The organism is Nonomuraea sp. NBC_00507 (assembly GCF_036013525.1).
GTDB lineage: Bacteria > Actinomycetota > Actinomycetes > Streptosporangiales > Streptosporangiaceae > Nonomuraea.
In genome coordinates, this window is record NZ_CP107853.1 from 6,122,215 (window position 1) to 6,147,672 (window position 25,458).

At 71.6% G+C, this 25,458-nt stretch carries 25 protein-coding genes; 20 read left to right on the plus strand and 5 right to left on the minus strand.

Going from position 1 to position 25,458, the window contains the following annotated elements:
• Positions 1-6: 6 nt before the first annotated feature.
• From OHA25_RS61520 to OHA25_RS29710, 6 genes are read left to right on the plus strand one after another with little or no spacing between them, the layout of a single operon-like run.
• A complete protein-coding gene (locus OHA25_RS61520) occupies positions 7-249 on the plus strand; it encodes a discoidin domain-containing protein (RefSeq protein ID WP_442942152.1) in 243 nt (80 codons plus the stop codon).
• Positions 246-1,739, plus strand: a complete 1,494-nt coding sequence (locus tag OHA25_RS29690; protein WP_327590731.1) for an SWIM zinc finger family protein — start codon at positions 246-248, stop codon at positions 1,737-1,739. The genes OHA25_RS61520 and OHA25_RS29690 overlap by 4 nt, the downstream gene beginning before the upstream one ends.
• Entirely contained in the window at positions 1,736-3,094 is a 1,359-nt protein-coding gene (locus tag OHA25_RS29695; protein ID WP_327590732.1) for a DUF5691 domain-containing protein, read from the plus strand. The genes OHA25_RS29690 and OHA25_RS29695 overlap by 4 nt, the downstream gene beginning before the upstream one ends.
• Positions 3,091-4,155, plus strand: a complete 1,065-nt coding sequence (locus OHA25_RS29700) for an ATP-binding protein (protein WP_327590733.1) — start codon at positions 3,091-3,093, stop codon at positions 4,153-4,155. The genes OHA25_RS29695 and OHA25_RS29700 overlap by 4 nt, the downstream gene beginning before the upstream one ends.
• Entirely contained in the window at positions 4,152-6,443 is a 2,292-nt protein-coding gene (locus OHA25_RS29705) for a DUF5682 family protein (protein ID WP_327590734.1), read from the plus strand. Before OHA25_RS29700 ends, OHA25_RS29705 begins: the two co-directional genes overlap by 4 nt.
• On the plus strand, positions 6,440-7,585 hold the full coding sequence (locus tag OHA25_RS29710; protein ID WP_327590735.1) for a VWA domain-containing protein: 1,146 nt from the start codon (positions 6,440-6,442) through the stop codon (positions 7,583-7,585). Before OHA25_RS29705 ends, OHA25_RS29710 begins: the two co-directional genes overlap by 4 nt.
• Positions 7,586-7,623: 38 nt before the next feature.
• Here the strand turns inward: OHA25_RS29710 and OHA25_RS29715 are convergent, their stop codons facing one another.
• On the minus strand, positions 7,624-9,069 hold the full coding sequence (locus OHA25_RS29715) for an MFS transporter (protein ID WP_327590736.1): 1,446 nt from the start codon (positions 9,067-9,069) through the stop codon (positions 7,624-7,626).
• A 98-nt stretch (positions 9,070-9,167) separates the two neighbouring features.
• Here OHA25_RS29715 and OHA25_RS29720 point away from each other — a divergent pair, with 98 nt between their 5' ends.
• The 7 genes from OHA25_RS29720 to OHA25_RS29750 all read left to right on the plus strand — a co-directional run bounded on the left by OHA25_RS29720 (position 9,168) and on the right by OHA25_RS29750 (position 16,221).
• Positions 9,168-9,899, plus strand: a complete 732-nt coding sequence (locus OHA25_RS29720) for a TetR/AcrR family transcriptional regulator (RefSeq protein ID WP_327590737.1) — start codon at positions 9,168-9,170, stop codon at positions 9,897-9,899.
• 94 nt (positions 9,900-9,993) lie between these two features.
• Positions 9,994-11,424, plus strand: coding sequence for an MFS transporter (locus OHA25_RS29725; RefSeq protein WP_327590738.1), 1,431 nt, complete (start codon positions 9,994-9,996; stop codon positions 11,422-11,424).
• Positions 11,425-11,435: 11 nt separating this feature from the next.
• Positions 11,436-12,440 carry an enolase C-terminal domain-like protein gene (locus tag OHA25_RS29730; RefSeq protein WP_327590739.1) on the plus strand — a complete coding sequence of 335 codons (1,005 nt, stop codon included), beginning with the start codon at positions 11,436-11,438 and terminating at the stop codon, positions 12,438-12,440.
• 130 nt (positions 12,441-12,570) lie between these two features.
• Positions 12,571-13,179, plus strand: coding sequence for a Uma2 family endonuclease (locus OHA25_RS29735; RefSeq protein ID WP_327590740.1), 609 nt, complete (start codon positions 12,571-12,573; stop codon positions 13,177-13,179).
• Between the two features lie 150 nt (positions 13,180-13,329).
• On the plus strand, positions 13,330-13,482 hold the full coding sequence (locus tag OHA25_RS29740; RefSeq protein ID WP_327590741.1) for a hypothetical protein: 153 nt from the start codon (positions 13,330-13,332) through the stop codon (positions 13,480-13,482).
• A 39-nt stretch (positions 13,483-13,521) separates the two neighbouring features.
• Positions 13,522-15,495, plus strand: a complete 1,974-nt coding sequence (locus tag OHA25_RS29745) for a class I SAM-dependent methyltransferase (RefSeq protein ID WP_327590742.1) — start codon at positions 13,522-13,524, stop codon at positions 15,493-15,495.
• Between the two features lie 42 nt (positions 15,496-15,537).
• On the plus strand, positions 15,538-16,221 hold the full coding sequence (locus tag OHA25_RS29750) for an IMP cyclohydrolase (RefSeq protein ID WP_327590743.1): 684 nt from the start codon (positions 15,538-15,540) through the stop codon (positions 16,219-16,221).
• Positions 16,222-16,260: 39 nt separating this feature from the next.
• Here the strand turns inward: OHA25_RS29750 and OHA25_RS29755 are convergent, their stop codons facing one another.
• The gene (locus tag OHA25_RS29755; protein WP_327590744.1) at positions 16,261-16,542 is read right to left on the minus strand and encodes a hypothetical protein; all 282 of its coding nucleotides are present in this window, start codon (positions 16,540-16,542) and stop codon (positions 16,261-16,263) included.
• A gap of 198 nt (positions 16,543-16,740) precedes the next feature.
• Positions 16,741-17,883 carry an ROK family transcriptional regulator gene (locus OHA25_RS29760; RefSeq protein WP_327590745.1) on the minus strand — a complete coding sequence of 381 codons (1,143 nt, stop codon included), beginning with the start codon at positions 17,881-17,883 and terminating at the stop codon, positions 16,741-16,743.
• 105 nt (positions 17,884-17,988) lie between these two features.
• Here OHA25_RS29760 and OHA25_RS29765 point away from each other — a divergent pair, with 105 nt between their 5' ends.
• The 4 genes from OHA25_RS29765 to OHA25_RS29780 are packed head-to-tail and all read left to right on the plus strand — an operon-like array spanning position 17,989 to position 21,302.
• Entirely contained in the window at positions 17,989-18,894 is a 906-nt protein-coding gene (locus OHA25_RS29765; RefSeq protein WP_327590746.1) for a glutamate ABC transporter substrate-binding protein, read from the plus strand.
• A complete protein-coding gene (locus tag OHA25_RS29770) occupies positions 18,894-19,538 on the plus strand; it encodes an amino acid ABC transporter permease (protein WP_327590747.1) in 645 nt (214 codons plus the stop codon). The genes OHA25_RS29765 and OHA25_RS29770 overlap by 1 nt, the downstream gene beginning before the upstream one ends.
• Positions 19,535-20,362: an amino acid ABC transporter permease gene (locus OHA25_RS29775; RefSeq protein WP_327590748.1), complete on the plus strand. Its 828-nt coding sequence runs from the start codon at positions 19,535-19,537 to the stop codon at positions 20,360-20,362. The genes OHA25_RS29770 and OHA25_RS29775 overlap by 4 nt, the downstream gene beginning before the upstream one ends.
• On the plus strand, positions 20,355-21,302 hold the full coding sequence (locus tag OHA25_RS29780) for an asparaginase (protein WP_327590749.1): 948 nt from the start codon (positions 20,355-20,357) through the stop codon (positions 21,300-21,302). The genes OHA25_RS29775 and OHA25_RS29780 overlap by 8 nt, the downstream gene beginning before the upstream one ends.
• A 31-nt stretch (positions 21,303-21,333) precedes the next feature.
• Here the strand turns inward: OHA25_RS29780 and OHA25_RS29785 are convergent, their stop codons facing one another.
• Positions 21,334-22,083: a dienelactone hydrolase family protein gene (locus OHA25_RS29785; protein WP_327590750.1), complete on the minus strand. Its 750-nt coding sequence runs from the start codon at positions 22,081-22,083 to the stop codon at positions 21,334-21,336.
• A gap of 130 nt (positions 22,084-22,213) precedes the next feature.
• Between OHA25_RS29785 and OHA25_RS29790 the strand changes: the two genes are divergently transcribed.
• From OHA25_RS29790 to OHA25_RS29800, 3 genes are all read left to right on the plus strand, one after another.
• A complete protein-coding gene (locus tag OHA25_RS29790; RefSeq protein ID WP_327590751.1) occupies positions 22,214-23,086 on the plus strand; it encodes a helix-turn-helix transcriptional regulator in 873 nt (290 codons plus the stop codon).
• A 172-nt stretch (positions 23,087-23,258) separates the two neighbouring features.
• A complete protein-coding gene (locus OHA25_RS29795) occupies positions 23,259-23,894 on the plus strand; it encodes an HAD family hydrolase (RefSeq protein ID WP_327590752.1) in 636 nt (211 codons plus the stop codon).
• A 38-nt stretch (positions 23,895-23,932) separates the two neighbouring features.
• Complete coding sequence (locus tag OHA25_RS29800) at positions 23,933-24,553, plus strand: dihydrofolate reductase family protein (protein WP_327590753.1); 621 nt, start codon at positions 23,933-23,935, stop codon at positions 24,551-24,553.
• Here the strand turns inward: OHA25_RS29800 and OHA25_RS29805 are convergent.
• On the minus strand, positions 24,544-25,428 hold the full coding sequence (locus tag OHA25_RS29805) for an NAD-dependent epimerase/dehydratase family protein (RefSeq protein WP_327590754.1): 885 nt from the start codon (positions 25,426-25,428) through the stop codon (positions 24,544-24,546). The genes OHA25_RS29800 and OHA25_RS29805 overlap by 10 nt on opposite strands.
• Between the last annotated feature and the right edge of the window lie 30 nt (positions 25,429-25,458).

The following is a 25,458-nucleotide window of genomic DNA, read 5'->3' on the forward strand; positions in this document are numbered from 1 at the left end:
TGAACGGTGTACGTCAGCGCCGACGGCCAGAGCTTCACCGAGGTCGCGGCCGGCACGTGGGCGGGCGACGCCCGGCTCAAGACGGCCACCTTCACGCCGGTGGACGCCCGCTACGTGCGCCTCGAAGGGCACCGGGCGCTCGGCGGCTCCTACCTGTCCGCCGCGGAGGTCAGCTCGGCTGACGTCGGCCGGGGATCTCCCCGACTCGCGGCGAAATGTCGGTCGGGCTGGCTAGTCTGCGGCAGGTGATCGAACGGTGGAGCCGGGATCAGGTGCTCGCCCTCGCCCCTGACGCCTCCTCCCAAAAGGCTGCCCAGGGGATCGCGGCGCCGGGGAAGTGGTCGTCGCGCGGCACGACAGGCACGGTCCTCTATGGCGAGTGCAAGGGCAGCGGGGCCAAGCCCTACCTGGCGTGCGTCGACCTGACCGAGCCTGCCTACCGGTGCAGCTGCCCGAGCAGGAAGTTCCCCTGCAAGCATGCGCTCGGGCTGCTGCTCATGTGGTCCGCGGACGGGGTGCCGGAGGCGCAGGCGGCGCCGCAGTGGGTGATGGAGTGGCAGGAGGCGCGGGCGGAGCGCGCCGCCAAAGCCGCGGCCCGCCTCGACGCCGCCCGCGCCAAGGCCGCCGCCTCCGCTCCAGCCGGGACCTCGGCGGGATCCGAGGCCGCCGCCGACAGCCAGGCGGACGCGGCACAACCAGGCCCCGGCACGCCGGCCGGCCCCAGCACCGGCGCCTCCGGCCACGGGCAGGGGGCGGCAGGGCCGGGCGTCTCGGGCGGGGCGGAGTCGCCGCGTCACGCACGCGTCGCCTCCGGGCTGGCCGAGGTGGAGCGCTGGCTGGCCGACCAGGTGCGGCAGGGCTTGGCGGGGGCCGCCGAGCACGACTGGGACGGCCTGGCCAAGCGCCTCATCGACGCCCAGGCCCCAGGCCTCGCGGGCATCGTCTCCCGCCTGGCCCAGGTGCGGGCGGAGGACGACTGGCCGGGCCGGCTGCTGGAGGAATACGCCCTCATCAACCTGCTCGCCGTCGCCTACCGGCGCCGGGCCGAGCTGCCCGGTCCGCTCGCCCAGACCGTCCTGATCCGCACCGGGTTCCCGGTCACCAGGGAAGAGGTGCTCGCCGGGCCGGCGGTGCGCGACCACTGGGACGTGCTGGGCAGGAGAGAGGAGGTGCAGGACGGGCTGACGGCCCGCCGCGTCTGGCTCCGCGGTCGCCGCAGCGGCCGACCGGCGCTGATCCTGTCCTTCGCTCCGCAGGGCCGGCCTTTGGACGCCTCCCCGGTCACCGGCACCGTCATCGACGCCGACGTGGCCTTCTACCCGGGCGCGGCCCCCTTGCGCGCCCTGATCGCCACCCACCATGGCACCCTGGCAGCTCAGGGCGCGGCTGCCGAGGCCGGCCCTGCGGCCCCGCGCGCTGCCGAGGCCGACCCGACGGCCACGCGCGCCGCTGTGCCGCAGGTCGTTCCTCCTGGCCTGTCGCCGGAGCAGGCGCTCGATGAGGTCGCAGGGGCGCTGGCCGAGGATCCGTGGACCGAGTCCTGGCCGCTCGTGCTGGCCGGGGTCGTCCCCGAGCGGACCTCGCTCGGAGGGCTCCCGCTGCACCCCAGATCCCGTGACCCGTGGCGGCTGATCGCCGTCTCGGGCGGACACCCGCTCACGGTCGCCGCCGAATGGACTCCGCAGGGCCTGCGCCCTCTGACCACCTGGGACGACGAAGGAACGGCGGTGATCGTGTGAGCACCTGGGAGGAGCTGGCGTCGGCGGCGCTGGTCGGCACCGACCGCAGGCCCTACCACGGGGTCCTGCTCGAGGACGCGGCCGTCGCGGTGGCCAGGCGGCGGGCCGGGCGCGGGCTCCGGCGACCGGGCGAGGCGGCGCCGCCGGAGCCCGCGCCCGGCGAGGAGCGCCCCGCGATCGCCAGGCGCGCTGCCGAGCGCCTGGTCAGGATCATGGGCGGCGAGCACGAGAGGCTGCTGCCCGAATGGCTCGCCGCGGCGGCGGGGACCGGTCGCCGGGTGCCTCCTTATGCGCTGCCCGAGCTGCTCGAACGCGGCCGCCGCGACCGCTCGATCCGGGTCCACCTCGGCGTGCTGGCCGGGCAGCGCGGCAGGTGGCTGGCCGGTCACAACCCGGCGTGGGCCTACCTGCTGGAGGAGCCGACGGGGGAGACATGGGAGCTGGGCGGTTCGGCCGACCGGCTGGCGCACCTGCGCGCGCTCAGGGCGGCGGACCCCGCCCAGGCCAGGCGGCTGCTGGAGGGCACGTGGGAGCGTGAGACGCCCGACGACCGCGCCGAGTTCGCAGACGTGCTGGCCGACGGGCTGAGCATGGACGACGAGCCGTTCCTGGAGTCGGTGCTGGACGACCGGCGCAGGGAGGTGCGCCAGGCCGCCGCCAACCTGCTCGCCGGCCTTCCCGGCTCGCGCCTGTCCCAGCGGATGGCCGAGCGGGTGCGCGCGTGTGTCGCCGTCGCCGGCAACGTCATCACCATCGAGGCCCCCCTCGAGTGCGACAAGGCCATGGAGCGCGACGGCGTCAGGCCCAAACCCCCGAGGGGCATCGGCGAGCGGGCCTGGTGGCTCCAGCAGATCATCGCTCGCGCGCCGCTCGCGGTGTGGGGCCACCCGCCCGCCCGGTTGCTCCGGATGCGGATCCCCGACTGGGACGCCGACGTGAAGGCCGCCTGGGTGCGTGCCGCCGTGCTGCAGAAGGACCCCGAGTGGGCGCGGGCGATGTTCGGGTGGGACCCGATCGCCGACCTCCTGGAGTCCCTCCCGGCCGGCGAGCAGCAGGAGCTCGCCGCTGATTTCGTCCGCACGCACGACCTGGACAGCCAGCTCATCATGGTCCTGGGCGGCGTGTCGTCCCACTGGCGCGAAGGGCTGGCCACCGCCGTTCTCCGCAAGATCGTGAAGGTGGCCGCCACGCAGCCGTGGAACCTCGGCGAGCTGGTCAAGCTGGCCGGCGAGCGCATCGACCCGGCGTTGTTCCCGCTGGCGGAGAGCTACTCGCCGGTCGAATCCATCCAGCAGGTCGCCGCGCTGCTGCGCTTCCGTGCCGACATGTACAAGGAATTGAAGGAGACCCCGTGACCGTTCTGCGCCCGCACGCGGAGGACCAATACGCCGAAGAGCTGGCCCTCCTGGCCAAGGACGACGACCGGCCCCGACCGCCGGGCTGGAAGTTGTCGCCGTGGGCCGTCACCACCTACATCCTGGGCGACGGCGACCGCGTCACCCCCAAATACGTGGGCGCGCGCCGCATCGTCGAGGTCGCCGTCGCCACGCTGGCGACCGACCGCGCGCTGTTGCTGCTCGGCGTGCCCGGCACCGCCAAGACGTGGCTGTCGGAGCACCTGGCCGCCGCCATCAGCGGCGACTCGACACTGCTCGTGCAGGGCACCGCCGGCACCGCGGAGGAGGCCATCCGGTACGGCTGGAACTACGCCAGACTGCTGGCCGAGGGCCCCTCGATCCAGGCGCTGACTCCTTCGCCGGTGATGCGGGCGATGGCCGAGGGCCGCATCGCGCGCGTCGAGGAGCTGACCCGCATGCCGTCGGACGTCCAGGACGCGCTGATCACCGTCCTGTCGGAGAAGACGCTGCCGATCCCCGAGCTCAACCGGGAGGTGCAGGCCGAGCGGGGCTTCAACGTCATCGCCACCGCCAACGACCGCGACCGGGGGGTCAACGAGCTGTCCAGCGCGCTGCGCCGCCGCTTCAACACCGTGGTGCTGCCGGTGCCGGCCACCGCCGAGGAGGAGGTGGACATCGTGACGCGCCGCGTCACCCAGCTCGGCCGGGCGCTGGAGCTGCCCGAGACCACGACCGGCCTGGAGGAGATCCGGCGCGTGGTGACGGTGTTCCGCGAGCTGCGCACGGGTGTCACCGAGGACGGCAGGACCAAGGTGAAGTCGCCCAGCGGGACCCTGTCCACGGCCGAGGCGATCTCGGTCCTCACCAGCGGCATCGCGCTGGCCGCCCACTTCGGCGACGGCGTCCTGCGCCCGTCCGACGTGGCCGCCGGCATCGTGGGCGCGGTGGTGCAGGAGCCGGTGTCGGATCGGGTGGTGTGGCGCGAATACCTGGAGACCGTGGTCAGGGAGCGTTCCGACTGGCGCGACTTCTACCGCGCGTGCCGCGAGGTCTCATGAGTGTGCATGTTCTGGGCGTGCGGCACCACGGGCCGGGGTCGGCGCGGGCCGTCCGGGCCGAGCTGGAGCGCCTGCGCCCCGACGCGATCCTCATCGAGGGCCCGCCCGAGGCCGACCCGCTCATCCCGCTCGCCCCGCAGCTGGAGCCGCCCGTCGCACTGCTCGCGCACGTGCCGGGCGACGCCGCCAACGCCGCTTTCTGGCCGTTCGCCGGGTTCTCGCCGGAGTGGCAGGCCATCCTGTACGGCGCCTCCGCTGGCGTCCCCGTGCGCTTCTGCGACCTGCCCGCGGCCCATTCGCTGGCCGGCCGGACCGATGAGGAGGTCTCGGAGCTGCGGGCCGACCCGATCGGCTCGCTCGCTGCGGCCGCCGGATATGACGACCCCGAACGCTGGTGGGAGGACGTCGTCGAGCACCGCGGCGACACCCCCTTCGAAGTGATCGCCGAGGCCATGGCCGCCGTACGCGAAGGCTACGAGCCGGACGAGCGGGAGGCCAGGCGCGAGGCTCACATGCGCAAGACCCTCCGCGCGGCGCTCAAGCAGGGCTACGGCAGGATCGCGGTGGTCTGCGGGGCCTGGCACGTTCCGGCGCTGGCCGGGCCGCTGCCGCCCGCGACAGCGGACACCGCGCTCCTGCGTGGGCTGCCGAAGGTGAAGGCCGAGCTGACCTGGGTGCCGTGGACGTACGGGCGGCTGGCCTCGTGGAGCGGCTACGGCGCGGGCATCACCTCGCCCGGCTGGTACCACCACCTGTTCACCGCGCCCGACCGGCCCGTCGAGCGATGGCTGGCCGAGGCCGCCGCCGTGCTGCGCGATGAAGGTCTGCCGGTGTCGTCCGCGCACGTCATCGAGTCCGTACGCCTGGCCGGCAGCCTGGCTGCGCTGCGCGGCCGCCCGCTGGCGGGGTTGAGCGAGGTCACCGAGGCGGCCAGGGCCGTGCTGTGCGAAGGCGACGACCTGGCCGTGGAGCTGATCCAGCGCCGCATGGTCGTGGGCGACCGGCTGGGCCACGTCTCCGACGGCACGCCGATGGTGCCGCTCCAGCGTGACCTGCGCGAGCAGCAGCGGCGGCTGAAGCTCAAGCCGGAGGCGCTCGACCGCGAGATCGACCTCGACCTGCGCAAGCCCCTCGACCTCGAGCGCAGCCACCTGCTGCACCGGCTGCGGCTGCTCGGCGTCGGCTGGGGGACGCCGGGGCAGGCGCGCGGCAAGGGCACGTTCAGGGAGACATGGACGCTGCAGTGGCGTCCGGAGCACGATCTCGCCCTCATCGAGCATGCCGCCCTGGGCACCACCGTGAGGTCCGCCACCGCACAGCGGGCCAGGGACCTGGCAGGCGCGCCGGGCGCGGCGCTGGCGGACCTGACGTCGCTGGTCGAACAGTGCCTGCTCGCCGACCTGTCAGAGGCGCTGCCCGAGGTGCTGGCCGCGCTGTCGGCCAAGGCGGCGCTCGACACCGACGTCACACACCTGATGGCGGCCCTGCCCGCGATGGTGCGTGCCCACCGCTACGGCGACGTACGCGGCACGTCGGCCGAGGGGCTGGCGGTGATCGTACGCTCGATGCTGGAGCGGATCTGCGTCGGGCTGCCGGTGGCGGTGACCGGGCTGGACGACGACGCGGCGGCCGATCTGCTCAAACACGTGGACGCGGTGCACGCCGCCGTCGCCCTCCTCACCGACCCGCCCTCCGACGGTGGGGCGCCGGCCAGGGACGGCGTGTCATCCGACGGCGTGTCAGCCGAGGGCGGAGAAGCCGGGGCGGCGCCGCGGAGCCGGTGGCTGGTCACGCTGCGCGGGATCAGCGACCGGCAGGATCTGCACGGGCTCATCGAAGGGCGGCTGACCAGGATCCTGCTGGACTCGGGCGAGCTCCAGGATGCCGGTGACCGCATGTCCAGGGCCATGTCCAGGGGGCAGACGCCGGCCAGGGCGGCGGCGTGGGTCGAGGGATTCCTGGCCGGAGGCGGGCTGCTGCTGGTGCACGACGCGAGGCTGCTGGCCCTGGTCGACGACTGGATCGGCGGGCTTGCTGGTGACCAGTTCACCGACGTGCTGCCGCTGTTGCGCCGTACGTTCGGCAGCTTCGCCGTGCCGGAGCGCCGGGCCATCGGGGAGCGCGTCCGCTCGGCCGGGCGCGTGGAAGCGGAAGGGGAGCAGGACGTGGACGAGCGGCGCGCGGCGGCGGCCGTCACCACCGTGCTGGCGATCCTCGGGAAGGCGGGCGGATCCGGGCAGGCGGACGGGCTCCGGAAGGCGGAAGGACTCGGGAGGGCGGGCGGATGAGCGCGGCAGACGATGAGCGGATGCGCCGGTGGCGGCTGGTGCTGGGCGGCGGGGACGCCGACGGCACCGGGTGCGGGCTGCAGGGCGCGGACGTGCAGATGGACGCGGCCCTGGCCGCCGTCTACGACCAGGATGGCCGGCAGGGCGGGCTGGGCGCGTCGGCGCCGCGGGTGGCCCGCTGGCTGGGCGACATCAGGACCTACTTCCCCTCCACGGTCGTCCAGGTCATGCAGAAGGACGCGATCGAGAAGCTCAACCTCACCAGGCTTCTGCTGGAACCGGAGATGCTCGAGGCGGTGGAGCCCGACGTGCACCTGGTCGGCACCTTGCTGGCGCTCAACAAGGTCATGCCCGACCAGGCCCGCGAGTCGGCCAGGGCCGTGGTGCGCACGGTGGTGGCGGAGCTTGAGCGCAGGCTCGCGCAGAAGACCAGGGCGGCCGTGACGGGCGCGCTCGACCGCGCGGCCAGGACACATCGCCCCAAGCGGGTGGCCGACATCGACTGGAACCGGACGATCAGGGCGAACCTCAAGAACTACCTGCCGGAACGCAACACCGTCGTCCCGTCACGGCTCGTCGGCTACGCCCGGCGCCAGCGGTCGGTGCAGCGCGAGGTGGTGTTGTGCATCGACCAGAGCGGGTCGATGGCGGCCTCGGTGGTGTATTCGAGTGTGTTCGGGGCGGTGCTGGCGTCGATGCGCTCGCTCAAGACGTCGCTGGTGGTGTTCGACACGGCGGTGGTGGATCTCACCGAGCGGCTGCACGATCCGGTCGAGCTGCTGTTCGGCACCCAGCTCGGCGGCGGCACCGACATCAACCGGGCCATCGCCTACTGCCAGGGGCTCATCACGAGGCCGGCCAACTCGATCTTCATTCTGATCAGCGACCTGTACGAGGGCGGCGTGCGGCAGGAGATGTTGCGCAGGGTCGCCGCGATGACGCAGGCCGGCGTGCAGGTGATCGTGCTGCTCGCGCTGTCCGACGAGGGCGCGCCGTTCTACGACCACGACAACGCCGCCGCGCTGGCGGCGCTGGGGGTGCCCGCGTTCGCCTGCACGCCCGACGCGTTCCCCGGCCTGATGGCGGCGGCGATCGAACGGCGCGACATCGCCCAGTGGGCCGAGCGGCAGGTGAGCGCGTGAGACCGCGACCCCGCATCGGGGCCGCGGTCTCATGACGCTTAGTGGGCGGCCTGTTCCGGCCGGGCCCGGCGGGGCATCAGGAACGACAGCGCGAGCGTCAGCACCAGCAGCCCGACCTCGACCCACACCGTGACCTGCATGGACGCCCCGAAGCTCCACTCGGCGGCGAGCAGGTTGAAGAACAGCGTCCCCAGCACGGCGGTGCCGAGCGCAGCGCCCAGCTGCTGGATCGCGGTCAGTGTGCCGGACGCGGAGCCGGACTCGTGCGGCTCGACGCCGGCGAGCACGATGTCGAAGAACGGCGCCATGGTCAGGCCCATCCCGATGCCGACGAGGCCGAGACCGGGGGCCAGCTGCCAGCTGGTGACCTCGACGCCGGCCAGGTGGATGGTCAGGGCGAGCACGGCCGCGCCGGCCGCCATGACGACGGTGCCGATCTGCAGCAGGCCCCGGCCGAGCTTCTCCTGCAGGCCGGACATCGCCAGGCCGAAGCCGAGCACGCCGCCCACCGCCTGCGGCAGTCCGGCCAGACCGGCCTGCAGCGGCGTGAAGCCGAGCCCCATCTGGGTGTAGAGGCTGAAGACCAGGCCGAAGCCCATCATCCCGGCGAAGAACGCCAGTCCGGCCACCAGGCCACCGGTGAAGGCACGCTTGCGGAACAGTCCGGGCGTGACCAGCGGGTCCTTGCCCGCCTTGGCGCGGCGCGACTCGTAGCGGCCGAAGACCGCGAACAACACGATCGAGGCGGCCATCGACGCGAACGTCCACGCGGGCCAGCCCAGCTCACGGCCTTGGATGAGCGGGTAGATCAGCAGGAACGCGGCCGCCGACACCAGGGCCACGCCGCCGAGGTCGAGCCTGGTGGCGTTCGAGAGGCGGAACTCGGGCAGGAATCGGATCGCGGCCAGCGCGGTGGCCAGGCCGATCGGCAGGTTGATCAGGAAGATCATGCGCCAGCCGGTGCCGAAGAAGTCGGCGTCGACCAGCCAGCCGGCCAGGATGGGGCCCCCGACCGACGAGATGGCCATGACCGGGCCGAACATGCCGAACGCCTTGCCCAGCTCGCGCGGCGGGAACATCTCCTTGATCAGGCCCAGGCCCTGCGGGATCATCACGGCCCCGAACAGGCCCTGCAACACCCGGCTGCCGACCAGCATCGCCGGGCTGACCGCGACCCCGCACAGCATCGAGGCGGCGGTGAAGCCGAAGGCGCCGATCAGGAACATGCGCTTCCTGCCGTACAGGTCGCCGAGCCGGCCACCGGTGATCAGGCCGACGGCCATGGCCAGCGTGTAGCCAGCGCCCAGCCACTGCACGAGGCTGGCAGAGCCACCGAGCTCCTTCTGGATGGTGGGGGCGGCGATCGTGGTCACGAGCGCGTCGAGTAAGTCCATGACCTCGGCGGCCAGGACCACGAAGAGCGCGACCCAGCGCCAGCGATAGGGCTGGACCTCGGTCGTCGCCATGGAGGCGGTGGTCGTCATGGGGACTCCTTCGTCATAACGGTGTTCTATGGACGAACGCTGTTCGTTGCGAACACTGTTTAGTGACGAACAGCGTTCGTGTCAAGTACGATGTTCGTATGGATCGCGAGAGGACAGAAAGCGTGCCGGCGCCGCCCTGGCGTAAGTCGCGCACGCCGGCGCCGGCCAAGCGGCAGCTGAGCCAGGACCTGATCGTCGAGACCGGACTCCGGATCCTGGACGCCGAAGGGCTCGACGCGCTCAGCATGAGACGCGTCGCCCAGGAGCTCGACACGGGCCCCGCCTCGCTCTACGCGCACGTCGCCAACAAAGACGAGCTGCTGGAGCTCGTCTACGACCGGGTGCTCGGCGAGATCCGGCTGCCCGAACGCGATCCGGCGCGGTGGAAGGAGCAACTCCGCGCCTACGCCATGGAGGTGCACGGCGTGCTCGCCTCCCACGCCGACGTGGCCAGGGTCGCGCTGGCCAACATCCCCACGGGCGAAAACTCGGTCCGCATCGGCGAGTTCGTCTTCGGGCTGCTGATCGAGGCCGGCATGGCGCCGCGCCAGGCGTCCCTGGCGATGGACCGGCTCTCCCTCTACGTCGTCGGCGACGCCTACGAGGGCACCGTTCACTACGCGCGGATGCGATCGGCCGGGCTGACGGACCCCGGGGAATACTTCGAGCAATTCGCGGGGCAGATCGCCGCCTACTACCGGGAGCTGCCGGTGGAGCGGTTCCCGACCGTGAGCAAGTTCGTCGACGAGCTGATCGCCGGCGACGGCGAGGACCGCTTCCGTTACGGGCTGGAGCTGCTGCTGGACGGCATCGAGGCACGCATGCCGTAGACCGCGCCCGCATGCCGTAGGGCTAATGGCCCAGGACCGTCTAGGTCCCGCGCCCGATGTGCCGGCCCGTGGCCGGGCCATAGCGTTGCCCGCCATGACGACGACTGTTGAGAGATCGGAAACGGCGGGCGTGGTGTCCGCCCCGTACCGGGCCCTGAGCTTCGGGCTGGTCGCGATCGTGACGTTGCTGGCGTTCGAGGCGATGGCGGTGGCCACGGCCATGCCTGTGGTGGCCCGCGAGCTGCGCGGCATGCACCTGTACAACCTGGCCTTCAGCGCCACTCTGGCGGCCAGCGTGATCGCGACGGTGCTGGGCGGGCGGTGGAGCGACCGGAGGGGCCCGGTGGAGCCGATCACGGCCGGCGTGGCGACCTTCGTGGCCGGGCTGCTGCTGGCCGGGTTCGCGCCGACCATGGAGATGTTCGTCGCCGGCCGGTTCGTGCAGGGGCTCGGGGCCGGGGCGACCCAGGTCGCGCTGTACGTGCTGGTCGCCCGGGTCTATCCCAGCGCGCTGCATCCCAAGGTGTTCGCCCTGTTCTCTGCCGCTTGGGTGGTGCCGTCCATGGTCGGGCCCGCGATCGCCGGCTTCGTGGTCGAGAACGCCGACTGGCGGTGGATCTTCCTCGGCGTCTCACTGATCGTCGTGCCTTCGGCGCTCCTGCTCTGGCGCGGCACCGCCGGCCGCGAGCTGAGCGGCGGCACCGCCGGCCGTGAGTTGGGTGGCAGCCCCGCCGGTCGCGAGCTGAGTGGCGGCACCGCCCAGCCCGCCCCCGGCCTCGGTCGCAAGCTCGTCTGGGCCTCGCTGACCGCCGTCGCCGCCGCGCTCATCCAGTACGGCAGCGCCCTGAAGCTCGTCGGCCTGCCGCTCCTCGCCGCCGGCGTCATCCTGCTGGCCGTGGCCCTGCCCAAGCTTCTCCTCCCCGGCTCCCTCAGGGCCGCCCCCGGCCTGCCCACCGCGCCCGTGCTGCGCGGCCTCGCGTTCGGCTCACTCACGGCCGCCCAGGTCCTCATCCCGCTCATGCTGATGAACGAGCGCGGGCTCAGCGCCACGGCGGCGGGCGTCGTACTCACCGTCGGCGCGCTCGGCTGGTCCACCGGCTCCTGGATCAAGGGCCGCGGCCGCATGAGCCACCTGACCGCCATCCGCGGCGGCGCCGCCCTGCTCACGATCGGGCTCGCACTGGTGACGCTCGTGCTGATCGACGCGGTCCCGATCGCGCTCGCGTACGTCGCCATGCCGCTGGCCGGACTGGGCATCGGCACGCTGCACCCCACCGTCTCCGTCCTGGTGCTGGAGATGTCGGCGCAGGGCGAGGAAGGCCAGAACAGCGCGGCCGTGGGCGTGGGGGAGTCGGTGTTCACCGTGGTGGCCGTGGCGGGCAGCGGCGCCCTGTTCACCGCCACCTCCGAGAACTACGCCATCGGCCTGGCCTCCACCGTCGCGCTCGCGTTCCTGGCCTTCCTCCTGGCCCCGCGTTTGGTGCGTTCCGCGCGAGCAGGCAGTATGGAGGAAACCGCGTCATAAAAGGGGGGTACATGCCGCGAGTGCGGGAGCTTGAGGTCTTCCGGGTGGTTCTGCCATTCGGCAGGAGGTCGGAGACCCTGCTGGTGAAGCTCACCGACCACGGCGGCATGACCGGCTGGGGCGAGGCGACCTCCCCCCAGCCCAAGACCTGGTCGAGGCTCGAGGAGACGCTGGCCGCCCTGCTGATCGGCGTCGACTGGGAGCACCCCGACGCCGTGCCGAGCGGCGACTCCGCGGTGGACATGGCCTGCTGGGACCTGTGGACCAGGATGCGCGGGGTGCCGCTCGCGGAGGCGATCGGCGGCACCCGCACCTCGCTCATCGCCACCGTGCGCCTGACGCCCGATCCGTCGCCCGAGAGCCTCGTCTCCCGGGTCAACCAGCAGGTCTGCGCCGGATACGGGCACGTCACGCTGGACATCAGGCCCGGCTGGGACGTGGAGCCGGTGCGCGCGGTGCGGCAGGCGTACCCCGCGCTGACCCTCGCCGTCGACTGCGGCAACGCCTACACCGACCTCGGCCAGCTCGTCGCGCTCGACTCCTATGGCCTGGAGGTGATCGAGCGGCCCTTCGCCGCCGGCGACGCCTACGCGCACGCCGCGCTTCAGGACCAGGTGGCCGCGTCGGTCGCGGTCGAGGTCGGCTCGACCGCCGAGCTGGACGACTACCTGACGCTGCGCGCCGCCCGCGTCCTGCTGCTGCGGCCGGCGGCGTTCCCCTCGCTGACCGAGGCCCGCCGGGCGCACGACCGCGCCGCGGCGGCGGGCTGGGACATCCAGTGCACGGGCGGCCAGGGCGCGGGGCTGGCCAGGGCGGCGACGGTGGCCGTCGCCAGCCTGCCGGGCTGCACTCTGCCGTGCGACGTGACGCAGCCGCCCCGCCAGAACCAGATCGTCACCCCGATCGTGGGCGCCAACGCCGGCGTCGTCGCGGTCCCGCTGACCCAGTCCGGCCTCGGCCACGACATCGACGAGATGCGGCTGCGGCGGATGGTCAAGGACTCCTTCCACGCATAGGGTTCCTGCCCGGTCGATTGGCGGGTGAGTGGACCGCCCGCGTCGGCTGCGGTTATCGGTTCTCTGTGGCGGACGCGCTCGAAAGCTGGAATACTTAGCGTGTCCGTTCGAATACGAAGGGAAAGATTCCATGGTCGCCATGGTCGAAGAAGAGCACCACACGGAATCAATCCAAGCGAGCTTCCCGCACCTACCGCAGACCGCTCGTGAGCTGTTCGATGCCCTACCCCCCCTCCCCGGTCTCCGGGTTGAGGTCGTCGAAGGGAACCTGCTTGTGAGTCCTATGGGCAGTCCAGAACACACCTGGATGGCAGTAGACCTGCATGATGCCCTTTCCCCCGTCCGCCGAGAGCGAGGATGGCGCGGGGCCCCCGGCGGCCTGAACATCTGCATCGAAGGCCCTCGAGATTCCCTCGTGCCCGACTACGTCCTCGCGCCCCCTGATTGCCCGCGGTGGGGCGCGGGGGAGCTGCTGTCGTCCGGGGTGGTGATGGTTGCCGAGGTGGTCTCGCCCGGCAGCGTTCACACCGATCGTGAGGAGAAGGTTCGCCTCTATGCGGTGGGTCAAGTGCCGATCTACCTCTCGATCGATCCCATCAGCAAGCCTCCAGCCGTCACCGTGTTCAGTGACATCAAGGACGACACCTATAGGACGATCTTCAAGGTGGACATGGGAACACCGATCAAGCTGCCCGCCCCGGTCGATTTCGAGCTGGACACCTCCATCTTCAAGGTGTGACGGCAACGGTCCCATGACTGGTTCAGGGTGGCCGGGGGATGGTCATTTCCTGATGTCTCCGCGAGCTCGTCTCTCGCCTGCGCGCTGGGCTGGCCAGGGCGGCGACGGTGGCCGTCGCCAGCCTGCGGGGCCGCACTCTGCTGGTGCGACGTGACGCAGCCGCCCCGCCAGAACCAGATCGTCACCCCGATCGTGGGCGCCTACCCCGGCGTCGTCGCCGTCCCGCTGACCCAGTCCGGCCTCGGCCACGACATCGACGAGATGCGGCTGCGGCGGATGGTCAAGGAGTCGTTTCGCGCGTAAGGTTCCTACCTGATCATTTCGCGCGTGGGAGGCTCGGCCGTGCGGTTGACTCGGTGGCGCGTGTTACGGCTCCAGCTGGCTCTCGAACCGTCCGGCCTGCTGCCCCAGCCCGTGAAGCTGGTCGCCGGCGTGGTGGCGATCATGGGCGCCGGTGCCGGCCTGGTGCTGGTCAGCGGGGCCGTCGAGGTGGGGCCGATCGTGGCAGCCGCGTTCGCCGCCGGCACGGTCGCGTTCGTGGTGGACCGGGTGCCGCGGCTCTATCGCTGGCGCCACCCCGTGCTCCGGGTGGATGACCATCCCCGGCTGGCGGAGATGGCGGCCGACGCCGCGCGGGTGGCGGGCTACGACAGCCCGCCCCGCGTGCGACTGACCGCCCTGGCCTCCGTACGGGCCCACCGCACGTGGCGCGGTATGCCGGAGCTCCTGCTGGGGCCGCCCCTGCTCATGGGGCTGAGCGCGCCGGACCTGCACGCGCTCATGATCAGGGAACTGCTGGCGGTGAAGCTGTGGCGGCCGCATGAACGCCGGGCCGTCCATCTGTTCCTCTCTCGCGCCACCGAGTCGGACGAGCTGCGGGATGCGTGCCGGCCATTGCGGCGCACCGTCTGGGCCGCGACCCGCTCTGTGGTCGGCGGAGAACGCCTGTCCGCCGCCTCGCGGGCCGAGCTGTTCGTGACAAGCGCCTTCGACTGGCATCTGACCCGCTACGTGGCGCCGTTCGCGCACCGGGGTGGCGCCTTGGACGTCTACGAAAGCTTCCAGTGGAAGATCCAGCAGGATGGACTGATGGCCCGCATCACGCCGCACGTCGACGCGTTCGCGGATGAGCATCCGGATGAGAGGGAGCTGTTCGGCGAACGGCCCTGGACCATCCCTGAGCGCGTGCCCTCAGGGGTGGTGTCGCGGGTGGAGGGCAGGCTCGAGCGCCGGCTGGGGAAGGTGATCAGCCATCAGCTGCTGGGACGTGGCGGCTTCGTGCTCGGCCTGAAGCCGTTTCGGCTGGACGAGCTCCCGGTCGAGAGCTGGAAGGGCGTCCTGGCGGCAGAGCGCGAGTCCGTCCTCGAGGCCGCGACCAAGCTACTCGCCCGGCCCGCCACCCCACTGGACGTCGTCGAGCTGGTGGTCGCCGGCCGGGCGGGCGAGCTGGAGTGGCGGCATGCGAAGCAGCCCTGTCCGCACCCCACGCCCGGCGTCTGCGTGCTGCTGCCGCTGTTCGACGTGGTGCTGCGGCGCAAGGGGTACGTGCACGACCACCCCTTCGTGCAGCGCGAGCTGGTCGGCCCGCTGGGCGATCGGATCAATCTGGTAGAACTGGCAGCGAAAGCGGAGCGTGGCGAACCATACGGGATCCTGCTGGGGGCATGGATGACGGGGAGAGATCCTGACGAGGACGCCATCAGGTTGGCCGCCGAGTCGCTGGCTTCCGGAGATCCGGTGGGCTGGTTCGAGCGGCTTTACGCCGAATCGGCGAACGGGGACGCGATCGTGCCGTGGGACTCGCGGTCGCCGCACTTCCTGCTGTCCGAGTGGGGCGTCCCCGGGACGGGGCGGGCGCTGGTCGTGGGGGCCGGGCTGGGGGACGACGCCGAATACGTGGCGGGGCTCGGCTACGAGACGGTGGCGTTCGACGTGAGCGAGTCGGCCGTACGGCTCGCGCGGGAACGCTTTCCGGAGAGCGCGGTGCGCTATGAGGCCGCGGACCTGCTGGACCCGCCCGCGGAGTGGCGGCAGGCCTTCGACCTGGTCGTCGAGATCATGACCGTGCAGGCGCTGCCCGAGCAGCTGCACGCCGCGGCCATCGCGCGGATCGCCGAGTTCGTCCGGCCCGGAGGCACGTTGCTGGTGATCGCCTCCGGCCGGGAGGAAGACGGGCCGGTGTTCGCGCCGCCGTGGCCGCTGACCCCGTCCGAGATCGCGGCGTTCGCGACGGACGGGCTGGAGAAGGGGACGATCGAGGACCTGCGCGACGGGGAACGGCACCGCTGGCGCGCCACCTTCCACCGCCCCGCATAACGACATATGTCAGAGTGGAACGCCCTGCCGATGAGGATGTCCGTGCCGTCGCTACGTAACCTTTTCCAGGCCAACCGCTATCCGGGCCGGAGTGTGGTGTGGGCGAGAACGCTCGACGGCGCGATGTGCGGCGGCTACCTGCTGACCGGCCGCAGCCAGGCATCGCGGGAACGGGCCCTGCGTGTGAGCGATCAGGAGCTCATCGTCGGCCCGACCGGTCCAGCCGCGAATGATCCGCTGCGCCACTACGTCGCCGCCATGCAACGTGACGGCTGGCTCGTGTTCGGCAACGGCGAGCAGGTGGCCACCGTTGCAGACCGCCTGCTGGAGGGGCAGCCGGCAGCCGTCGCCCTGGACGGCCTGGACTACGAGCCCGACCCACCGATCTTCACGCCGCGGATCACCGTGATCGTGGATGTGAGCTCTCCGGCGGACGCGTGGTTCGGGGCGGCCCGCCGCAGTCTCGGCGACAGAACATCGACCAACGTGCTCACCCTCTCCGTCCGGGAACTGACCCCCGGTGATGCCGTGCTGATGACCACGTACGTCTCCGACGGCCGCCGCATCGTCACAGGGGAGCCTTTTCTCGAAGGCCGGACCACGGCCGCTGACCAGGGCGAACTGCTGGACGAGCTCTGGGAGGCACTTGATCCGCACTATCGGGTGGCGGCGGCGACCTTCACGCCCCACCGCCTCGCCGAGACCACCCTGCGCCACCAACGATGAGGCGGGGACGTTCCATGGGGTTGGCCTGGAGCGGACACCTCAGCCGGTGAGGACGGGGGCCTCCTCCTGGCCGAAGGTGATCACGATGTACCTGCCGTTGGCGTAGCTGACCACAGGCCGCCCCAGTATGTCACCCACCCTGCGAGCGACCCCCTGGAAGAGCTCCACCATCTCCGGGGTGTCGGCGGACACCCTGAACCGTCCGTTGGCGAGGAGTTGTTCGGCGACCAAGGTGGAGAAGTTCGCCTCGGCTCGGACCTTCTCCTCGGCGCTGAGAGGGGTGCGCCGCGGCGCGGGCTGCGTGCCGAAAGAGTGGGACATTGATGATCTCCTTCTGATCGCCGTCATTCTAGGATGCCATCCGTGTCTCCTGTCTGGACCGCCGCCGAGCTCCCGCCAGCCAATCCGGTAATTCGGGATTGGGGTGGGTGCTTTGGGGGTCGAAGGGGGCGCGAGCCCCTGGGAGGCGCTGCCCCGGACTCCGTCGCGCGGAGCGCGCCTCTGTGGAGGACCGTGTAGTTAGGGCTGGGTGAGGGCGGCTTCGAGGAGGAGGGCGCCGGCGCCCAGCAATGCGGCGTCGCGGCCTGCTCTCGCTGGGGCGATTTCCAGGTCTCTAGTGGCCAGGGGGAGACAGCGTTCCCAGACGGCGGCGCGGATCGAGGTGATCAGGGGTTCTGCTGCCGACAGGCTGCCGCCCACAGCCACCACGTCCGGGTTGAAGAAGTTCACCAGGACCGTCAGCACCTCGCCGATGCGGCGGCCGGCGTTGCGGACCAGGCTTGTCGCCTCAGGGACGGCGTCGTGCACCAATCCCACAATGTCGGCCGGGCGGGTCACCTCGATGCCGGCCTCCGACAGTGCCGTCATCAGGGCGGCGCCGCTCGCGTACGCCTCCAGGCAGTCCGGGTGGCCGCAGGCGCAGATGACGGAGGAGTCGGAGCGGACCCGGACGTGGCTGATGTCGCCGGCCGCGCCGCGGCCGCGGTGCAGGCGGCCGTTGACGATCACGCCGCAGCCTATGCCGGTCCCTGCCTTGACGACCATGAGGTTCTCGTGGTCCGGCCACCAGCGCGCCTCGCCGGCCGCCATCAGGTTCGCGTCGTTCTCGACGAGGATGGGCAGGTCGTAGCGGGTGGCGAGGTGGTCGGCGACGGGGAAGTCGTTCCAGCCGGGCATGCGGGAAGGGGTGACGACGCGGCGGGTGGCCGGGTCCACCGGGCCGGGGATGCCGGTGCCCACCCCGCGCAGCGGCACCCCGGCCGGTACGTGCGCCGCCACCAGCTCGTCGAAGGCGTCGGCGATGCGGTCGAGCGTGCTCCGCGGGCCGTCGGCGATCTCGCATGCACGCTCCTCCACCAGGAGCGGGGTGCCGCTCAGGTCGAGCAGGCTGAGGCGTACGTGGTGAGCGCCCAGGTCGGCGACGGCCAGCACGCCGGCCGTGGGGGAGAGGCGGAGCAGGCGCGGGCGGCGGCCGCCGCGGGAGGCGCCGGAGCCCTCCTCGGCCAGCAGGCCCGCGTCGATGAGCTCCTCCACGCGCAGCGACACGCTCGACGCGGCCAGGCCGGATAAGCGGGCCAGGTCGGCGCGGGACTCCGCCTTGCCGGTGGCGACGAGTCGCAGCAGGTCGCCCTGTGCCCCCTGCACGGGCAGCCGCTGGTCCATGTGAGATACCTACCATGCAGAACTTCCGCCAGCAACGTATTGACTTGCTCCGAAATATCCCACTACGGTCCGGACTATCTTCGAAATCGAAGGAAGTGACCGTTCATGAAGAGGTTTGTCGCTGTCGCCGCCGTCTCCCTGTTAGCCCTGACGGCCTGCGGTGAGTCGAGCAGCCCCGCCGTCCCCGGGGCCACGTCCCCCCAGAGCGATGTCCTGGCCAAAGCGCCGGTCGCGACGGTGGCCGAGATCCTGCCCGGCTCCACCATGGAGAAGATCAAGCAGCGCGGCGAGCTCCTCGTGGGCGGCTCGCTGGACGCGCCCCTGTTGTCCCAGCAGAACCCAGCCACCGGCGAGGTCGAGGGCTTCGACGCCCAGATGGGCAAGGCCCTGGCGAAGTACATCCTGGGCGAGCCCAAGGTGAAGATCGTCAACTCGGCGTCGGAGACCAGGGAGGCGCTGCTCGCCAACGGCACCGTCGACGTGGTGTTCCAGACGTACACAATCACGGAGGAACGGGCGAAGCAGGTGGCGTTCGCGGGCCCGTACTACACCTCCGGTCTGACGATCGCGGTGAAGAAGGGCACGACGGGCATCGCCAAGCCGGAGGACCTGAACGGCAAGAAGGTCCTGGCGGGCGCGAACACCCCGGCCATCCCCGCGATCAAGAAGCTGGCGCCGCAGGCCGAGATCATCACGTTCGGCAGCGACCCCGAGTGCATCCAGGCGCTCAAGCAGGACCGGGGCGTGGCGTACGTGCAGGACGAGACGATCCTCATCGCCGACGCCAAGAAGGACCCGTCGATCGAGATCGTGACGAAGCCGTTCACCGTCGACCCGTACGGGATCGGGCTCAAGCACGGCGACGACCAGATGAAGACGTTCGTCAACGACTGGCTGAAGAAGATGCAGGACGGCGGGGTCTGGCAGGAGATCTGGAAGACCTCCATCGGCACCGTCGTGACCGGTGACGCGCCGGCGCCGCCGCAGATCGGCTCCGTGCCGGGGTCCTGATGGGAGTCCTTCTCGAGCACCTGCCCGAGCTGTGGCAGGGGCTGATCGTGACGTTCCAGCTCACCGCCGCGTCCTTTGCGGGCGCGGCGGTGCTGGGCGTGCTGGTCTGCGCTCTGCGCGTCAGCCCGGTAGGGGTGTTGCGCGCCCTCGGCACGGCGTACGTCGAGACGCTGCAGAACCTGCCGCTGCTGGTGCTGCTCGTCCTGGCGTTCTTCGGCCTGCCGGAAATCGGGATCAAGGCCGAGCCGCTGGTGACGGCCATCGTGGTGATCGCCGTGTACGAGGCCGCCTACATCGGCGAGGCGCTGCGCTCGGGCGTGAACTCGGTGTCGAAGGGGCAGGGCGAGGCGGCCCGGGCGATCGGGCTGACGTTCGGCCAGTCACTGCGGCATGTCGTCCTGCCGCAGGCACTGCGCACGGTGGTGCAGCCGATCGGCAACATCTTCATCGCCACCACCATGAACACGGCGCTGGCCGGCGCCATCAGCGTCGTCGACCTGACGGCGAGCGCCCAGCGGGTGAACCTGGTCGAGGCGCAGCCCATCCCGATCTTCGTGGGCGCAGGGGTCGCGTACGGGCTGATCGCCGCCGCGGCCGGGTTCGTCACCGGCAGGCTGGAGCGCCGGCTGGTGATCCTGCGATGAGCACCGTCCTGTTCGACGAGCCGGGGCCCAAGGCACGCCGGCGCATCCGGGCCGCCACCGCGCTCGGCACGCTGGCCGCCGTGGCGCTGGTCGCGCTGGCCGTGCGGCAGTTCGCGGCGAACGGGCAGCTCGACGCCGCCCGCTGGCAGCCGTACGCGACGTGGCCCATGTGGCGGTACCTGCTGGACGGGCTGTGGTCGACGTTCCTGGCGGCCGTCGTGTCGGCGGCGCTGTCGATGGCGTTCGGGCTGGCCCTGGCGCTGGGGCGGGTGTCGCCGCGGGCGTGGGTGCGCGGCCCGGCCGCCGCCTACGTCGAGGTGGTCCGGACGATCCCGGCGTTGCTGCTGGTGTACGTGGTGCTGTTCGCGCTGCCGCGGTACGGGCTCGACCTGCCGCTGTTCTGGAAGCTGGTCGTGCCGCTGACGGTGTCCAACGCGGCCGCGTACGCGGAGATCTTCCGCGCCGGGATCAACTCGATCGAGCGCGGCCAGACCGAGGCCGGCCTGGCCGTCGGCCTCACGCGCCTGCAGACGATGCGGCTGATCGTGTTGCCGCAGGCTGCCCGCCGGGTGCTGCCGTCGCTCGTCAGCCAGTCCGTCGGGCTGCTCAAGGACACCTCGCTCGGCTTCATCGTCAGCTACGGCGAGCTGCTCTACAGCGGCAAGGTCCTGGCCGCCTACAACGGCCTGCTCATCCAGACGTACCTGGTCGTCGCGCTGATCTACTTGGTGGTCAACGCGTCGCTGTCCAAGCTGGCCCGCACGCTCGAGGCCCGCCAGCCCACGAGCTCCGTCACGCTGAGAAGGAGAATCGCCCGTGCCTGAGCTCGCCGTCCTGGCCGAGGTGATCCGCTCGGGATTCGTGGAGAGCGTCCACTACGGCAGCGCCGTAGGCCTCGACCCGTCGGGGCTGGGCGCGGTGACGCTGGGCCTGGTGGACGCGCCGGTGTTGCCGCGCTCGTCGGCCAAGCCGTTCCAGGCGCTGGCGTGCCTCACAGCGGGTGCCGCGCTGGCGGGGCCGCGGCTGGCGATCGCCGCCGGCAGCCACACGGGTGAGGATGTCCACGTACGGCTGGTACGGGAGCTGCTCGCGGACTACGGCCTGGACACCGGAGCCCTGCGCTGCCCGGAGTCCTGGCCGGAGGACCAGCCCACGATGCACGCGTTGATCAGGCAGGGCGCCGGCGTCTCGCGCGAGCGGATGAACTGCTCGGGCAAGCACGCCGCCATGCTGGCCGCCTGCGTCGCGAACGATTGGGATGTGCCCGGCTACCTGTCTCCCGGCCACCCCCTGCACCTGCGCGTGCGATCGGTCACCGAGGAGCTGGCGGGGGAGAAGGCCGCGCACGTGGCAGTGGACGGGTGCGGGGCCCCGCTGTTCGGGCTGTCGCTGACCGGGCTGGCACGCGCGGCGCAGGCGCTGGTGCTGGCCGCGCCGGGCAGCGGTCCGCGGCAGGTCGCGGACGCGATGCGCGCCCACCCCGAGTATGTCGGCGGCACCGGCCATCAGAACACCGAGCTGATGCGCGCCCTGCCCGGCGCCGTGGCCAAGGGCGGCGCGGAAGGCGTGCTGGTGGTGGCGCTGGCGTCGGGGCACGCGGCGGCGGTGAAGGTCATCGACGGCAGCCCGCGCGCCACCACGGCCATCGCGCTGGGCGTGCTGCGGCTGATGGGCTGCGACGTCACGTCCGCCGCCGCCTTCGAGCATGTGGACGTGCTGGGCGGCGGCGTCCCCGTGGGCCGGATCGCCGTCATGCCGGCTTAGCGCACCGGTCGCACGACTTCGCAGCGCTCGTTCACCCGCCTGCCTCTCCGCTGTGACGCGCCGTGAACGCGAGGATACGGTGCCAGGCGTCGGTGCACGCCTCCTGCCACTGGTCATCGGAGTCGTCGAAGAACGAATGCGGTGCGCCGTCGTACACGTGCGCCTCGTATGTCTTGCCGGCCTGGTCGAAGGCGGCGGTCAGCGTGGCGTACTGCTCCGGGGTGGTGGCCACGTCATCCCCGGCGAGCAGCATGAGAAGCGGCGCGGACGGTTGGGCCGTACGATCGCCGAGGAATCGGGGCGGCCCGTAGAAGCCGACGGCGCCGGCCAGGTCCAGCCCGGAGGCGGCGAGCCGCCAGGAGTAGCCGCCGCCGAGGCAGAAGCCGACGCTGAACAGCGGGCCGGGATGCCAGGCGCGGATCGCGTCGGCCGCAGCGGCGGCGTCGGTCTCGACGTGGTGCGGTTCGAGCAGGGCCAGGTGAGCGAACCCGTCGAACGCGTCGTCCCGGGAGCCGGTGCCGGCGCTGCGCCCGTAATAGTCCATCACCAGCGTGTGGAAACCTGCTTCGGCGAACCGGTGGGCCAGGCTCGCGTAGAACGGGTGGAAACCGCGCACGTCGGGCAGCAGCAGCACATTGCTGCCGTTGGGCACGGCCGGGGCCGCCCGGTAGGCCCGGAAACGGTTGCCGTCGGCGGCGCCGATCTCCCATGCCCCGTGTGCGGCCACCCCTCCGGTGACGACGGGGGCGGCGGGCGGCCTGCTGTCGATGTCGTGGCACATGGTGGTCTTCTCCTTCAGGGTCTGGTGTGGGGAAGCCTGCCGGGCCCGATGCGGGCGGTCCCAGGCCCTGGAGATACGGGTACTGGCAGGGCCACCATCCGCAACCGGCGAAGCCGACATACTGGACCTCATGGGAGATCGACCCGAGCTGGCACGCTTCCTTCGGTCCCGCAGAGGCCGGATCAGCCCCGAGAGCGCAGGGATCGTCGGCGGAGGCCGCCGCCGGGTGGCGGGACTACGCCGAGAGGAGGTCGCCCAACTCGCTGGAATCAGCGTGGAGTACTACCAGCGACTGGAGCAGGGACGTGCCGCCCATCCGTCTCCCGAGGTGCTCGACGCCATCGCCGCCGCACTCCGCCTCGACGACGTGGAACGCGAGCACCTGCGCACGCTGGCCCTCGCCGTACGGGAACACCGGCGCAGGGCGGCCCGGACCGGCCCGCCGGCCGAGGTCGCCCGGCCGGAACTGGTGCGGATGCTGGACCTGGTCCATACGCCAGCCATGATCATCAATGACCGGTTCGACGTCCTCGTGGCCAACGGCGTGGCCGCCCGCCTGTTCACGCTCGAAGCCACCTTGTCGGCGCAGCGGCCGAATCTGGCCAGGCGGCTGTTCCTCGCCCCCGGGAGCAGGGATTTCTACGTCGAGTGGGACGAGATCGCCGCCGTGACCGCCGGGCAGCTGCGGGTGGCCTCAGGGCTGTACCCAACGGACGCCGAGCTGGCCGAACTGATCCGCGAGCTCCGCCACGGCAGTGAAACCTTCCGCACGCTGTGGAGCGCCCGCGACGTCAGCGTGCGGACGAACGGGGTGAAAAGCTTCCGGCACCCCGCTCTAGGAACGGTGACGTTCAGCTACGAGCACTTCATCCCAGCCGGCGACTCCCGGCAGCGCCTGGTCGTGCTCGTCCCCGTCGCCGGCAGCGCCACCGAGGCCGCGGTCCAGCTGCTCGCGACCTGGGCGCACACAGCACGACCCAGAACCACAGCGTTGGTGACATAAGAACGGCCGCGCCTGCCAGGGGCATCGGCGCGGCCGTGGGCGCCACGGTAGATGTTCACCGTGCAATGGTCACCACGATAGCGCTGCGAGGCCGGCGGGGTGGCCGGTTATCACCTTTCTCCAGGCGTCCCGATAGGTTGCGCAGAGGATCACTCATGGAAAGGAACGACGGTTGACTGTCGATTTGGTGATCTTCGACTGCGACGGAGTGCTCGTGGACAGCGAGCCCATCTCCGTACGCGTGGGCACGGCCGCACTGCGCCGCCTCGGCTGGACGATCGACGAGGCTGAGTACGCCGAGCGGTTCGTGGGCTGCAGCAACGAGTACTGGGCCGAGCAGATCGGCGAGACGCCGGCGGGCTGGTGGGAGGAGTTGATCGCCGAGTACGCCGCCGCGATCAAGGCCGAGCTGTGCGCCGTCGAGGGCATCGAGGAGGCGCTCGACCAGCTGACCGTGCCCAGCTGCGTGGCCTCCAACGGCCGGCACGCCACGATCCGCCGCAGCCTGGAGGTCACCGGGCTGACGGAGCGGTTCGCGGGGCGGGTGTTCAGCGCCGAGGACGTGGCCGAGGGCAAACCGGCGCCGGACCTGTTCCTGCACGCGGCCACCACGATGGGGGTGACGCCGGAGCGGTGCGTGGTGGTGGAGGACAGCCCGTTCGGGGTGATGGCGGCGGTGAGCGCGGGCATGCGCTGCCTGGCCTATGCCGGCGGCCTGACCCCGGTCACCCGCCTGGCGGGCCTGGGCGCGACCGCGCTCTTCCACGACGCCGCCAAGCTGCCTGACCTGATCGGCGCCCTGGACTGACCTGCCCCGATCGCGGCCCGGCGACGTACGGTGAGGTCATGGCGCAACCTCCGTATGTGGTGGTGCACGTGGGCGTGTCCGTCGACGGAGCGACCACCGGGTTCCAGCCCGACGTGGCGAGGTTCTACCAGCTGGCCCAGACGTGGAGGGAAGACCTCACCCTGGCCGGCGCCGACACCATCCTCGCCCAGGAGGAAGCCCTGGCGCAGGGCGAGCGTCCCGGACCGGCCGAGGGCGGCCCGCTGCTGGCCGTCGTGGACGGCCGCGGCCGGGTCAGCCAGTGGGAGGCGCTCCGTGAGGCCGGCCACTGGTCCGACGTCGTCGCCCTGCACTGCGCGATTACTCCTCCGCGCCCGCCGGGGCGGCAGGTGCGCGAGCTCGTCACCGGCGCCGACCGCGTCGACCTCGCCGATGCCCTGCGGACGCTGGGCCGGGACGACGGCGTCAGAGTGGTGCGCGTCGACAGCGGCGGCGGGCTCACCGGCGCGCTGATGACCGCCGGATTGGTGGACGAGATCAGCCTGCTCGTTCACCCATGCCTGGCCGGCGAGCGGGCCACCCGCTTCTGGTACGGCTCCGCGCCCGCCGCCGCGCCGCTCACTCTCGCCGCCGCCCAGAGCCTGCCCGACGGCCTGGTGTGGCTGCGCTATCACCGCTGACGAGCGCGCCCGTCACCGTCCAGATAGTCGCGCCACGACCGCTTCGGGTTCCAGCCCAGCATGCGGTGGGCCTTCGCGCACGAGATGCCCGAAGCGTCGGGGCGGGCGAGCGGCCGCAGCTCGATCTGGTCACCGAAGTACTGCCGCAGCGCCGCGGCGAAGTCGTGACCGCCCGCACTGTCCGGCGAGGCGATGTAGAAGACCTCGTGGCCGGGCAGCCGCGACTCGACGGCCAGGACGATGGCGTCGGCGAGGTCGTACACGTCGATGTAGCTCCACAGCCCGGCGCCGGCGAGGGAGGGGTCGCGGACCACCGGGCCGAGGTTGCGCTCATAGTTGCCCTCGTGCTGGACCCAGCTCGGCCGCAGCGAGATGCACCTGATGTCGGAGCGGCGGACGGCGGCGTCCATGAGCTGCTCGCCGAAATGCTTGGCCAGCGCGTACGGGTCCTGCGGCCGGGCCGGATGCTCCTCATCGACCGGCGCGTAGTCGGGCAGGAATTTCCGTTCGGGGAAGAAGTATCCCGGGACGGTCTCGCTGGAGATGTTCACGAACCGCGGCACACCGAACCGCACGGCCGCCTCGATCATGTTGAACGTCGACATCAGGTTGTTCTGGAACACCACATGCGGCGGGTTGTGCGTCGGGTCCGGGAGAGCGGCGGCGTGCACCACCGCCTCGGCCCCGCGGACCACGGCGAACGCCTGCCCGGCATCGGTCAGGTCGGCCTGCAGGTAGCGGGGCTCACCCGGCTCGTCCCGCTCCCAGACCGGGCGGGTGAGGTCGACGGCGGTCACCTCGTGACCGGCCTCCATCAACGCCTTGACAGCCGCACGCCCGACCTTGCCGTGGGCTCCTGTGACGACGACGCGCATGGGTGACTCCTTCAGTGAGCGACCCGACAA